Below are 11822 nucleotides of genomic sequence, written 5' to 3'. Positions count from 1 at the left end.
AATTTTAGATTTGCTTGTAATTTAACACACTCTCTAACTTTTCTACACGCTTGCAAGTGTCAGATTTTAAGAGAAAAAAGTCATAAATACACAAAGAATGCCGCAACGAAACAGAACCATCATGAAAATAAAAAGCCAGTGATTCCCCAGCCGGAACCACCAACCAATTCACGCCCAAAGCGTCCAATATAATCTCGGTTTTAGACAGCCCTTCCTGATGCAAAACAACCCATTTCACATCATGATGCAGCAAAGCGTGTGGCGTGAGTTCTGCAGCAGGCTTTGGCGATAAAAAATACCCATCCTGAGCACGATTCAAGTATGAATCAAACCTTAATTTACTCAAATCAGAATCCGCCCAAGTATCCACTAAGACCGGTGTTTCTTGATCCATCAATGCCAACGAATGGTGGTTGTTTACTATTGTTACATTGGCCTCAAATCCGTTAAAAAAGGTAGAGAAAAACAGAATCGCCCAAATACTTGTCGCCGCTATAAACCCACGTTTTAATGGACTTTGATACACCCATGCAATTAACAACGATAACATTATCCATCTTGGTAAATTCGACGAGAATGTGTCAAATGACAATACTGGCAACGAAAAAGCGACCCACTCGATGCCTAACATAAGGTAACCAAGCCCTATGTCTAACAGCGCGTAGCTATAACTCGATCCCAGCAACAACACTTCAGCACAAGAAAGCAGCCCCCATGGAAACCAGACAACGCCCGCAAGCGGAATGAGCAGAATATTGACTAAAATTGAAACGCTTGAAATAACCTCTTGCCAGCCAAGGATGAGCACCATCGATGCCGTGCTTAACATCACCTGAACCATCAATAGGCGTAGCAATTTTGTCGACGTCTGGCAGAACCCTATTAACAAATACACCATGCTAAACGACAGCCATAAACCAGAGCTCAAAACAGCCCTTGGATCAAACAACAATACCAACCACAGCGCAAACGTAATGATGCTATAAGGAGACACTTTTAAAGCAAGCATGCGTGCGCACAAATACACACTTAGCATAATGGATGCCCTAACAACCGGTTCTCCCCAGCTTGTCACATAGGCATAAGCAAACAGCAAAGGAATCACAATAACAGCGTCACAATGCCAACGCGTCACCCCAGATAAAAGAATATTACGCGGCATGATCTGCCAAACCATCCGGCTTAGCATTCGACCAATAATAAACATAAAACCAGTATGCAACCCCGACACAACAAATAGATGAGCCAACCCAAGAGTACGCACAATCCAGGTGTCCCTTTGACTCCATAGGTCATCCTTTCCTAGTAATAACGCTTTAGTAAAACGCCAATAGTCAAAACGCTCCAAATGGTGATCAAGCTTAAACAATATCTGGTCTCTTAAGGAAACATCGGCTTGATGGAAGCGCTGTGGATCATAATGCTCAAACCGCAGGTTTAGCTGAGCTAACTGTCTTTGTATATAAAGATTTCGTTGCCACCAAGGGCCTGTTTTATCGGCCAATACAACCCCCGTAACAACGCCTTGATGCAATATGGCGTTTGGCTTTTGTGCGTTGTCACGGCTTGCGACTGATGCGCCATTAGAGTCGTAAAAAATAAGTGTAAAATCTTCTTGTACGAATCGCGAACCGTCTTCAGAAAAGTACATAATTTGAACACGCTGATTTCTAGAAAACGCCGCTTCATCAAAGGATGATGCTTGTTCGATAAGCACACTTTTCTTTTCAAAATCAATTGATACTTCGTCTCCCGCACTCACCGTAAGCATGGTTACCGCGGAAAACTCATTAAAAAGAACGGAAATAAAGGAGAGAAGTGTCAAAAACAAAACTATTAAACGCTTTGACCATATTAGGTAGAGACACACCAGAATGATATGCGTAGAATACAGCCACAAATAATGGCTCGGCACCAATATGGCGCCCATCAATATGGATAAACTACTTAGTAACACAAGACCTCCATGTCTTAAATTGCTAAATTATTTTTCACCTAATTATGCCAAAAAACTATCTTAAAAAATTCATACCAAATCCAGAAAAGCTGAAGCAGAGTAAAGCCCTTGGCTTATTAGGCGCTCAAATTTATGAAGCGAATTTATGGCACCTAAACCGTAAGTCCGTTGCTCGCGCTTTTTTTAATGGCCTATTCTGGGCATTTTTACCCATGCCTTTTCAGATGTTGGCTTCCGCTTTGCTCGCTATTCCCTTGCGTGCCAATATACCGCTATCGATTGCACTGGTTTGGATCACCAATCCACTGACTATGCCATTTGTCTTTTATTTCAACTATAAACTTGGGACCTTTATCCTTGGCGCTCATGACAAGAAAGACTTTCAACTTTCTGTTGAATGGATTTGGGACAAAATGGAACACATTTGGCTACCACTCTATGTTGGTTCAATCGTGTCCGGCGTGATTGTAGGTGCCATTAGCTACGCTTTAATCACCATATTATGGCGACTACACGTTGTAAAGCGCTGGAAAGAGCGCTCACAACGTAACCAATCTCAAAAATAGGCTTAAAAGCCAAGCCATTCATAAGCTTGGCTTTTAAGATTGAGAAAGGTTCTTAGAACACGGAACAATCGATCACTTTAATCTCTGTAACGTTCCCTTAGATAAGCGATAAGCAGAATCCATCCAGCTGAGCATTTTTTCATCGTGAGTAACGAGTAAAAATGCCATGTTATAAGTCACTTTCAACTCGTTAATCAAATTCTGAATCTCCAAGGAAGTGGTTTCATCCAAGTTCCCTGTTGGCTCATCCATCAACACACAAGCGGGCCTATTAGCCAGCGCTCGCGCAATAGCCACCCTCTGCCTTTCTCCACCAGACAGCTGTGAAGGTCTATGATTTAAGCGATCCTTCAGACCCACTTGAGCAAGTAATTCTTCACCACGCACTTTTGCTTCCTGCTTATTCATGCCCGCTATCCACATTGGCATTAGCACGTTTTCTAAAGCACTAAATTCCGCCAACAAATGGTGAAATTGATAAACAAAACCCATTTCACGATTGCGCATTTTGGCGCGCTTCGAGTCACTTATGCTAGACCAAGAAACTTGCGCAAGCTTGACCTCTCCTGTCGTTGCTAGGTCTAAACCCGCCAACAAATTCAATAAAGTTGTTTTCCCTGACCCCGATGCTCCAACAATGGCGCAGGCCTCCCCCTTATTCAAGGACAAATCGATGGAACGAAACACATCTACAACCTGCTTACCATCTTGGTACTGCTTGGAAAGCGCGTGACACTCTAGAACAATATTATTACTCATAGCGCAATGCCTCTGCCGGTTCCACTTTGGAAGCTCGCCAAGCGGGATAGATTGTCGCCGCAACCGTCATGATAAAAGCGGACACTACAATAAGTCTGACATCAGACCATTCTAGTTGCGAGGGTAAGTAGTTAATGAAATACACATCAGAATTCAAAAACTGAACGTTAAATAATGTCTGCACTGCTGCAATCAGATCACTGACGTTCAACGCTAGAGCCACTCCAGATATCACACCAATCACAGTACCTAACATCCCGATAAACATACCCTGAACAATAAACACCCACATCACTTGAGCAGATGTTAATCCCATCGTTCTTAAAATCGCAATATCATTACGCTTATCTGTGACAACCATAACCAGCGTAGACACAATGTTAAAAGCAGCGACAGCAACAATAAGAAGAAGCAGCAAGCCTATCATGGTCTTTTCCATCTGGATGGCTTGAAACAAATTTCCGTGCGTGCGAGTCCAATCACTGACTCTATTTTGTCCTGGTACGTCACGGGCAATGTCCCATATACGAACAGGTGCCACAAACAAATCATCAAAAGATATTCTTAACGCTTCTGCATCATCTTCATTGTAACGCTTAAGCTTGGCAGCATCTTTGATATTGATATAAGCCAAGCTACTGTCTAACTCAGCCCCAACCTCAAACGTACCAACAACCGTAAAACGTTTTAGAACCGGAGCCACACCAGCAATCGATACATTGGCTTTAGGTAAAATAGCTGTGACTTTATCCCCCACAGCCACACCGAGCATCTTTGCGAGCTGAGCACCTAAAACGATACCAAAACTGGTATCATCAAGTGCACTCAGTGAAGCCCGATGCCATATTGCTATCAATAATCGAGACCTTTTTTTCCATATTGGGATTAATCCCATTAAGAATGGCACCATGAACACTGTCGCCAGATTGAAACATTACCTGAGCTTGAATATGAGGCGCAACACCAATCACGTTGGGCATTTTTTCAACAAGCTTGGCCGTAGCTCGCCAATCATCGAGCACAGGAGTCCCCCATAATGTAGCATGAGGCACCATACCCAAGATGCGCTGACGCAACTCCCGATCAAAGCCATTCATTACTGACAAAACAGTAATAAGAACCATGACACCAAGAGCCAGACCAGCAATCGAGGAAAAGCTAATAAAAGAGATAAAATGATTGGAACGTTTTGCCCGGGCATAACGCAAGCCAATGGCAATAGGAAGGAAATTAATCAATGTATGTCCTTGCGCGGTAAAAATGGAGGAGCATGCCTCCTCCATTTTGAACTAAGTTACCAATACGCTTATGCGTCGAAATCGATACCTATACGACGACCTACATCTTCGTAAGCTTCGATTACGCCACCCAAGCCTTGACGGAAACGATCTTTATCTAATTTTTCTTTGGTTTTGGCATCCCACAAACGGCAGCCGTCAGGAGAAAACTCATCCCCTAACACAACCTCGCCTTTATATAGTCCAAATTCTAATTTGTAATCAACTAGAATCATGCCGCCTTCCGCAAAAATCGCTTTTAATACATCATTCACCTTGAATGTAAGCTCTTTCGCTTTGGCTAAGTCCGCGGCTTTCGCCCAACCAAATGATTCAACATGCGACTCATTGATCATTGGATCACCTAACGCATCATTCTTTAAGAACAACTCAAATGTTGGCGGTGTAAGCGTAATACCTTCTTCAACACCTAATCGACGACATAGGCTGCCAGCTGCGACATTTCGAACCACGCATTCGACTGGAATCATATCGAGACACTTAACCAGCGACTCGTTATCACTTAACAGTTTTTCAAAATGAGTTGGAATACCGGCTTCTTGTAATTTTGTCATGATGAATGCATTGAACTTATTGTTCACCATGCCTTTACGATCAAGCTGTTCTATTCTCTTACCATCAAAGGCAGAGGTATCATCACGAAACACTAGAACCATCTTGTCAGGATCATCTGTACGAAATACAGATTTTGCCTTACCTGCATACAGCTCTTGTCGTTTTTCCATTGGAGAGTCTCCGGTTTTCTTTTTGAGGGGTTAATCTTTAATTTACAAAACGTTGTGCCAAATGAAACGATACAACCTCTGGAAACGCCATCGAGGACACATCAATTACCAAAAAGTCACCTGCTTTTTGATGTGTGATTTTATAAGCGTACTCGCGCTCTTCCCAGCTTACGTCGTCTAAATCTCGACGAATTGTCTTAATGGATTCCAGCTTTTTTCCATTGCTTAGAGGAACGCTGAAATCAATGACATCACCCACTCGGGCCACGTCTTCTGGTCGCACAGGAGCAAGCATATTTTCAGCCCCGGAATCAGATAAATATCCGCGGCATTTAACTTAGCTTCAATGTCCGCTTGAGAAACTTTATTGCCTAAATAAATGGCATACACGCCTTGATGATCGACCCAAACAGGAAAAGGAGAGGCATCATTACGGTTTGAAAGATACGCAGATGATTGGTTTAACTGACGACCAATTGTGCCCCACAAGCGTACAGCAACGGAATAAGCATCATTATTCTGAACAGGACTCATCCAGTCACTTGGCTCAACATCCTGTTGCACGTTGCGGAACTGGACACTCACCAAAGTTTTCTCGCCAGATTCGCTAAAGCGAAATGAGAAAGCCGTTTGCGCAGGGTGTAAACGAGTAATCTTGCTCCACAATGATGCCCACCATCCCTGCGGATGGAAGTCAAAAGGAATAGAAATAATGTGATCTTGTGTTTGTGATGCGATCGGGTCGCCCGCACCATTCAGAGCAGTCAAAAAATCCGCTACAATTCGCTTAGATTGCTCCATATTTGCTGGCACAGACAATTCAAATGCATCATCTTGCTCCATTACGCCAACATCAACCATTGGGTAGAAAACAAAAGGAGGCTCGCGGCGTCGTAAACGGCTTAGAGGGCTCCAAACTGGCAATTTTATCTTCATTCGGAATCACTAATACATCTTTTGACGGTATAGACCCTTCAGGCACAACCAAGGTTGTGGCGGTGGGGGTTCCATCTTGATAATCGTCAGAATGATCGGTCAAAAAAAGACTGCAACCAGACAATAAAATAGCTAATGAACTTGCGCTCATTAGCTGTAACGTGAATTTATTCATACTAATAAAACTCCAGCTTCTATCATAGCTTGTCTTACAGCGGCATGATGTTGCTCTGAAAGTGGGGTAAGAGGTAATCGAATTCCTTCTTCGCAGAGACCTAATTGGCTGCAAGCCCACTTAACGGGGATAGGATTAGATTCTAAAAACAAATTTTTATGAAGCGATGCAATCGTTGTGTCCACCGAATGCGCCTGATCAGCTTTTCCCGCTAAAGCGAGTTCAGCGGCTTTAGCAACGGCTCTTGGAGCAACGTTGGCGGTTACGGAAATATTGCCTTTTCCACCCAAAAGCATTAGCGAAACCGCGGTAGCATCATCACCAGAGTACACGGCAAAATGCTCTGGCAAAGCATTAATCAAGGCTTCGCCGCGTTCAAGGTTACCTGTAGCATCCTTGATACCCACAATATTATTAACAGAAGCAAGGCGAACAACTGTCTCATTTTGCATATCACAGGCGGTACGACCTGGTACATTATATAGAATTTGTGGAATATTAACTGCCTCAGCAATGGCCTTGAAATGCTGATACAGACCTTCCTGAGTCGGTTTGTTGTAATACGGTGTAACAAGCAAACAGGCATCAGCCCCCGCCTCTTTGGCACGACGTGTAAGGTCAATTGCTTCATGTGTAGCATTAGCACCTGTACCAGCAATAACAGGAACTCGACCATTAACAGTCTTAACAACCTGACGAATCACATTGGCATGTTCTTCTGGTGTTAGAGTCGAAGACTCACCCGTTGTCCCTACCGCTACAATACCGTGAGTACCCTCATTAATATGAAACTCTATAAGATCATCTAATTTTTTGGTATCTACAGCGCCATCTGGTGACATAGGAGTGATAAGCGCAACTAAACTACCTGTGATCATTTCGAGTCTCCGATAAAATTATAAGCGCGCCTATAGTAACGTCCAGACTCAGCTTTAACAATAATTCAGGGACGTAAAGCCGGAGTAAATTCGCAAGAAAACGCATTCGGGGGGATTTTTTGCTTCGCTCTTGGTAAGCTATTCTTATTTAACACATTTCGTTAATCACAGAGAGTAGCATTATGACAATCGAAATTGGACAAATTGCGCCTGATTTTAGCGCCAAAGATCAAAATGGCGAAACCATCACTTTGAGCCAATTTAAAGGCAAAAAAGTGGTGCTGTACTTTTACCCAAGAGACGCAACACCTGGCTGTACCGCTCAGGCCTGTGATTTGCGTGACAATTATCAAGCATTGTTAGATCAAGGCTATGTCGTTCTTGGGGTAAGTACCGACACAGAGAAGAAACACCAAAACTTTATTGCCAAATACAATTTGCCGTTTCCACTGATTGCCGATACCGAAAAAGAGGTACACGAGCTATATGGGACTTGGCAATTGAAAAAATTCATGGGAAGAGAATCAATGGGAACCGTTAGAACCACATTTATCATTGATGAAAATGGCGTCATTAGTGATGTCATTAGTAAGGTAAAAACAAAGGCTCATGCAGAACAAATACTAAAATAAAGCATTCAGAGTGGGACGCCATTATGCTCGCGTCCCACTTTTTCTTGTCTGAATTCTTAATACGTTAAATGCCGCCGCGAATTTCCGATCTCACCTCATCACGATAAAAATCGGCCAGCAACACATGCAGCTCTTTGCTCAATGGAGGCAGTGAAGACGCCGCCGCATTACGAACAACTTGTGAGGAACGACTGGCTCCGGCAATAATACTAGACACCTGAGGTTGATCTAAAATCCAGCGCAGTGAGACATCAAGAATATTCTGCCCTTCAGGTAATTTCGTCTTTAATGATTCCACTAACGCCACACCTTTTTCAAACGGAATGCCGTTAAAAGTTTCGCCCACATGAAACGCTGCGCCATCTTTGTTATAAGAGCGATGATCATGCTCATCAAATTGATGATGGCTGGACATTTTGCCTGACAACAATCCGCTTGCTAAAGGCAAACGTACTATGATGCCAACATTATTCTTTTCGGCTAATGGCAAAAGCGACTCAACGGCATCTTGACGAAATACATTGAACAAAATTTGTAAGCTGGCCATTTCAGGATGTTCACAGCAAAACCTTGCTTCGTCTAACATTTCTACGCTGGCACCAAAATGCTTAATAATGCCCTCTTGCTTAAGATCTTCCATCCAAGCAAGGATATCACCATCAAACAGTACCTCTCTTGGTACACAATGTAATTGCGCCAAATCGATACTATCAACTCCCAACCGTTTCGCAGACTCTTGCAGACTTTTTTTCACTGCTGCCTTGCTGTAACCGTTTGGGTATAACGCGGCATTTCGTCCCACTTTTGTGGCAATAATGGGCGGCTTAGCTAAGGCTTTACGCCATTCTCCAATTCGCTGCTCACTGATTCCGCCACCATATACATCCGCAGTGTCAAAAAAACGAATTCCCTCAGCCATCGCCGTTTGCAATATCTGCTCAGCGTCTTTGTCTTCTAAAGGGCCGAAGTCGTTACCCAGTTGCCAACAACCTAAGCCAATTTCTGATACTTCAAAGCCTGTTTTTCCTAACACTCTCGTTTTCATACATCCTCCTCAGTGAGATCTAATAACCCATAACACTACTATACGAGCCTTTTTACTGTTTATAATTATCAATCCATTAAATGCATTGTTTATTAAGGCTTAACAATATGAACGCCAACTTCCCAGAAGGCATACCCGAGTTTTTGGCCGTGGTAGAGACACAGAGCTTTTCAAAGGCAGCCGAACAACGCAATCTGTCACGTGCGAGAATATCGCAAATCATCAGTGGATTAGAAAAACACATGGGCGTTCAATTGCTCTATCGCTCCACGCGCTCTCTGTCTTTGTCTCCCGCAGGCGAGACCTTTTACCAACTTTCTCGCCAAGGCATAGATCAGTTGGAACATGCGGTTCAATCCGCGCAAAATGCTCACGCCAGTATCAGTGGGAAAATTCGCATAAACTCAGTTGGAGGTTTGTTTGGTGAAGCCATACTCGCACCGATCATGATTCGCTTTATGATTGACAATCCGCAAATAGAAATTGACCTGAGCTTTTCCAGTACTCGGGAAGATCTAATTGAGGCGCAATATGATTTGGTGGTCAGAATGGGAAGCCTATCCAACTCTAACCTAGTTGGTCGCAAGTTAACTCACTATACGAATCATCTCGTGGCTAGCCCAGACTATTTAAAATCCATGCCTACACTGAAGAGTCCGAAAGACTTATTAGACCATGCATTAATCAATGGCTCGGTGAAAAGATGGTCTTTTACACACACCACCACCAAAGAGAAGTATGAGGCTCCCCGTATTAGCAAAATTAACCTGTTCAAATGGTCATGTCTCCAAGCTGGCAACGCTCAATGGAGCCGGTATTTCCAGACAGCCTGCCTATTATGTAGAGCAAGAAATAGCGGAAGGATTACTCGTTAATCCTTTACCAGACTGGCAGCTATCCTCTTCTGACGTCACTTTGCTCTACCCTAAATCAAGAAATATCAGCTTAAGAGTGAAAGCCTTGGTGGACTATTTAATAGAAGCCTTTAACATAACCGCCGATTAATTCCATTGAAATAACCATAAACCAAACCACTCGCAAGGGTTCTTTATGCTAACAGCACTAGCAGGCGCACTTACTCCCATTCTATTACTGATTTGTTTAGGCTTTTTTCTCGGCAAAAAAACCAACTACCTAGAAAATCCGTCACTAGGCGCCCTAGTTTCCAATTTAGGCTTACCCGCTCTGCTACTTCATTCCGTACTGTCCATGCAGATGCAGATTTTTAGTATGCTAAAAATCATTGTAGCGACCACGATTGTCTTAGCACTGGTTAGTTTACTTTCTTATGGTTTTCTAAAGCTTCTCAAACTTCCGACACGGTTTTATTTACCACCATTGGTCAACCCCAATACGGGGAATTTAGGCATCCCCGTTGCGTACGCTTTATTTGGCGCGGAAGGAATGGCCATCGCGGTGGTGATTTCATCTGTCGTGCAAATAAGCCATTTCACATTAGGTGTTGGGTTTATGTCTGGCGCCTACCACCCCAAGCAAATCCTCAAAAATGGCCCTGTGATTGCGCTAATCGCTGGCGGTGTGTTGTTAAGTTTAAACGTAAGCCTGCCTACGCCTTTAATGAATACAATGAACATGCTCAGTCAAATAACCTTACCTATTATGCTCATGCTGCTTGGTAAATCCATCAGCAGCCTTACGATCAAAGAAAGCAACAAGATTAACCGAGCTATGTTGCTGTCGTTGTTCCGCCCTCTTGTCGGGGCATTATGTGCCAGTTTTGTGGTGATGTGGTTTCCCTTAAGCCAGCTAGAGGGTGCTGTACTGATCGTTCTTAGCACCATGCCCGTTGCTGTTATTAGCTACATGCTGGCGACTAAATTCAAAGGACCCGTGGATGAAATTGCACTCATGATATTGCTTTCACTGCCAATGTCGCTTTGTACAGTGGGTTTACTATGGTGGTTGTATATATGAATAACCTAAGATTTAAGCCAATCGATAAAAGCAGAAACTGGCGCTGTCGGCGCACGTTTTTTTGAGACAACAATGTGATAACCATGATCCGATTGTACGGCAAAGTCGGGCAGCGCAATCAAAACGCCACTTTGGATAAAATCATCCAGCAGTGGCGACCAACCAAGACCAATTCCCTGTCCAGAAATAGCCGCTTGAGCCAATAACGTATAATTATCAAATTCCATGACAGATTCTGAAGGTGTCCAATGTGAGCCATTGAGCTGGAATAAAAGATCCCAATCCATCCATTTTTGCCCCATATCTGCATTCAACTTTAGTAATGGCGCCTTTATCAAATCAGCAAGACCAGGAAAGCCACCAAACTCGGCATATAATTTCGGACTACACACCGGATAGACCACTTCTGGTAAAAGTTTTTCTGCCACATACCCTTGGTATTGCCCCTCACCAAACAGTACAGCCACATCGGCCTCAAGAGACGCCAAATCGACCTCGGATTGAGATGTGTGGATGCGAATATCAATATCTTTATGCAATCGTCGAAATTCAGGCAAGCGCGGCATCAGCCAAAAAGCGGCAAAAGCAAAATCCGTTGCGACAGAAATTCGTTGGGATTTGGGTTTTTGCTTTATTTTTTGTAACACCTCACGCAAATCTCGCAAACTCGACTGAGTCGTTTTTAGCAAAATATGCCCCGCATCGGTGAGCACAACACCGCGATATACCCGCTCAAATAAAGCGACACCCAGTGACGCTTCCAAGGCCTGTATTTGCTGGCTTACCGCTGGCTGAGTTGTACCTAATTCACGTGCCGCCGCCGTAAAACTTAACAACCTTGCTGCTGACTCAAAAACGACAAGTGATTGCAAAGGTGGAAGATCTGAATCTGATAACATAAGCTCAGCTTATCCCA

Annotated in this window: 13 protein-coding genes and 1 pseudogene; 5 read left to right on the top strand and 9 right to left on the bottom strand. The window is 43.5% G+C overall.

The window, feature by feature from the left end:
* Positions 1-4 precede the first annotated feature (4 nt).
* Positions 5-1825, bottom strand: a complete 1821-nt coding sequence (locus tag ONZ52_RS23915; protein WP_265221063.1) for a ComEC/Rec2 family competence protein — start codon at positions 1823-1825, stop codon at positions 5-7.
* 176 nt (positions 1826-2001) lie between these two features.
* On the opposite strand from ONZ52_RS23915, the gene ONZ52_RS23910 reads away from it, so the two are divergent.
* A complete protein-coding gene (locus tag ONZ52_RS23910) occupies positions 2002-2523 on the top strand; it encodes a DUF2062 domain-containing protein (protein ID WP_265221062.1) in 522 nt (173 codons plus the stop codon).
* Positions 2524-2595: 72 nt separating this feature from the next.
* Here the strand turns inward: ONZ52_RS23910 and ONZ52_RS23905 are convergent, their stop codons facing one another.
* The 6 genes and pseudogenes from ONZ52_RS23905 to dapA form a co-directional block, all read right to left on the bottom strand.
* On the bottom strand, positions 2596-3282 hold the full coding sequence (locus ONZ52_RS23905) for an ABC transporter ATP-binding protein (RefSeq protein ID WP_265221061.1): 687 nt from the start codon (positions 3280-3282) through the stop codon (positions 2596-2598).
* A pseudogene (locus ONZ52_RS23900) lies at positions 3275-4520 on the bottom strand (lipoprotein-releasing ABC transporter permease subunit). The gene ONZ52_RS23905 and the pseudogene ONZ52_RS23900 overlap by 8 nt, the downstream one beginning before the upstream one ends.
* Before the next feature lie 68 nt (positions 4521-4588).
* The gene (gene purC / locus ONZ52_RS23895) at positions 4589-5305 is read right to left on the bottom strand and encodes a phosphoribosylaminoimidazolesuccinocarboxamide synthase (protein WP_265221060.1); all 717 of its coding nucleotides are present in this window, start codon (positions 5303-5305) and stop codon (positions 4589-4591) included.
* 225 nt (positions 5306-5530) lie between these two features.
* Positions 5531-6148 carry a hypothetical protein gene (locus ONZ52_RS23890; RefSeq protein WP_265221059.1) on the bottom strand — a complete coding sequence of 206 codons (618 nt, stop codon included), beginning with the start codon at positions 6146-6148 and terminating at the stop codon, positions 5531-5533.
* Positions 6149-6158: 10 nt separating this feature from the next.
* A complete protein-coding gene (locus tag ONZ52_RS23885; protein WP_265221058.1) occupies positions 6159-6416 on the bottom strand; it encodes a hypothetical protein in 258 nt (85 codons plus the stop codon).
* The gene (gene dapA / locus ONZ52_RS23880; protein ID WP_265221057.1) at positions 6413-7294 is read right to left on the bottom strand and encodes a 4-hydroxy-tetrahydrodipicolinate synthase; all 882 of its coding nucleotides are present in this window, start codon (positions 7292-7294) and stop codon (positions 6413-6415) included. The genes ONZ52_RS23885 and dapA overlap by 4 nt, the downstream gene beginning before the upstream one ends.
* Positions 7295-7476: 182 nt before the next feature.
* Between dapA and bcp the strand changes: the two genes are divergently transcribed.
* Positions 7477-7926, top strand: coding sequence for a thioredoxin-dependent thiol peroxidase (bcp, locus tag ONZ52_RS23875; protein WP_265221056.1), 450 nt, complete (start codon positions 7477-7479; stop codon positions 7924-7926).
* A 64-nt stretch (positions 7927-7990) separates the two neighbouring features.
* On the opposite strand, the gene ONZ52_RS23870 is transcribed toward bcp, so the two are convergent.
* A complete protein-coding gene (locus ONZ52_RS23870) occupies positions 7991-8971 on the bottom strand; it encodes an aldo/keto reductase (RefSeq protein ID WP_265221055.1) in 981 nt (326 codons plus the stop codon).
* 107 nt (positions 8972-9078) lie between these two features.
* Between ONZ52_RS23870 and ONZ52_RS23865 the strand changes: the two genes are divergently transcribed.
* The 3 genes from ONZ52_RS23865 to ONZ52_RS23860 are packed head-to-tail and all read left to right on the top strand — an operon-like array spanning position 9079 to position 10906.
* Positions 9079-9846 (top strand): LysR family transcriptional regulator, encoded by a 768-nt coding sequence (locus ONZ52_RS23865; RefSeq protein ID WP_265221054.1) that lies wholly within the window; start codon positions 9079-9081, stop codon positions 9844-9846.
* Positions 9764-9976 (top strand): LysR substrate-binding domain-containing protein, encoded by a 213-nt coding sequence (locus tag ONZ52_RS25540; protein WP_428981203.1) that lies wholly within the window; start codon positions 9764-9766, stop codon positions 9974-9976. Before ONZ52_RS23865 ends, ONZ52_RS25540 begins: the two co-directional genes overlap by 83 nt.
* 45 nt (positions 9977-10021) lie before the next feature.
* The gene (locus ONZ52_RS23860; RefSeq protein ID WP_265221053.1) at positions 10022-10906 is read left to right on the top strand and encodes an AEC family transporter; all 885 of its coding nucleotides are present in this window, start codon (positions 10022-10024) and stop codon (positions 10904-10906) included.
* A 5-nt stretch (positions 10907-10911) separates the two neighbouring features.
* Here ONZ52_RS23860 and ONZ52_RS23855 read toward each other — a convergent pair whose 3' ends face one another.
* On the bottom strand, positions 10912-11805 hold the full coding sequence (locus tag ONZ52_RS23855; RefSeq protein WP_265221052.1) for a choline sulfate utilization transcriptional regulator: 894 nt from the start codon (positions 11803-11805) through the stop codon (positions 10912-10914).
* Positions 11806-11822 lie beyond the last annotated feature (17 nt).

The sequence above is a fragment of the Marinomonas rhodophyticola genome (assembly GCF_026113935.1).
GTDB classification, from domain to species: domain Bacteria; phylum Pseudomonadota; class Gammaproteobacteria; order Pseudomonadales; family Marinomonadaceae; genus Marinomonas; species Marinomonas rhodophyticola.
This window is presented reverse-complemented; position numbering and strand designations above follow the sequence as displayed.

What these genes read in the sequence shown, in the direction of transcription:
- ONZ52_RS23860 (WP_265221053.1), top strand. Translation starts at nt 10,022, where the DNA reads ATGCTAACAGCACTAGCAGGCGCACTTACTCCCATTCTATTACTGATT.
- ONZ52_RS23855 (WP_265221052.1), bottom strand. Translation starts at nt 11,805, where the DNA reads ATGTTATCAGATTCAGATCTTCCACCTTTGCAATCACTTGTCGTTTTT.
- ONZ52_RS23885 (WP_265221058.1), bottom strand. Translation starts at nt 6,416, where the DNA reads ATGAATAAATTCACGTTACAGCTAATGAGCGCAAGTTCATTAGCTATT.
- ONZ52_RS23890 (WP_265221059.1), bottom strand. Translation starts at nt 6,148, where the DNA reads ATGGAGCAAGATGATGCATTTGAATTGTCTGTGCCAGCAAATATGGAG.
- dapA (WP_265221057.1), bottom strand. Translation starts at nt 7,294, where the DNA reads ATGATCACAGGTAGTTTAGTTGCGCTTATCACTCCTATGTCACCAGAT.
- ONZ52_RS23910 (WP_265221062.1), top strand. Translation starts at nt 2,002, where the DNA reads ATGCCAAAAAACTATCTTAAAAAATTCATACCAAATCCAGAAAAGCTG.
- ONZ52_RS23865 (WP_265221054.1), top strand. Translation starts at nt 9,079, where the DNA reads ATGAACGCCAACTTCCCAGAAGGCATACCCGAGTTTTTGGCCGTGGTA.
- ONZ52_RS23870 (WP_265221055.1), bottom strand. Translation starts at nt 8,971, where the DNA reads ATGAAAACGAGAGTGTTAGGAAAAACAGGCTTTGAAGTATCAGAAATT.
- bcp (WP_265221056.1), top strand. Translation starts at nt 7,477, where the DNA reads ATGACAATCGAAATTGGACAAATTGCGCCTGATTTTAGCGCCAAAGAT.
- purC (WP_265221060.1), bottom strand. Translation starts at nt 5,305, where the DNA reads ATGGAAAAACGACAAGAGCTGTATGCAGGTAAGGCAAAATCTGTATTT.
- ONZ52_RS23905 (WP_265221061.1), bottom strand. Translation starts at nt 3,282, where the DNA reads ATGAGTAATAATATTGTTCTAGAGTGTCACGCGCTTTCCAAGCAGTAC.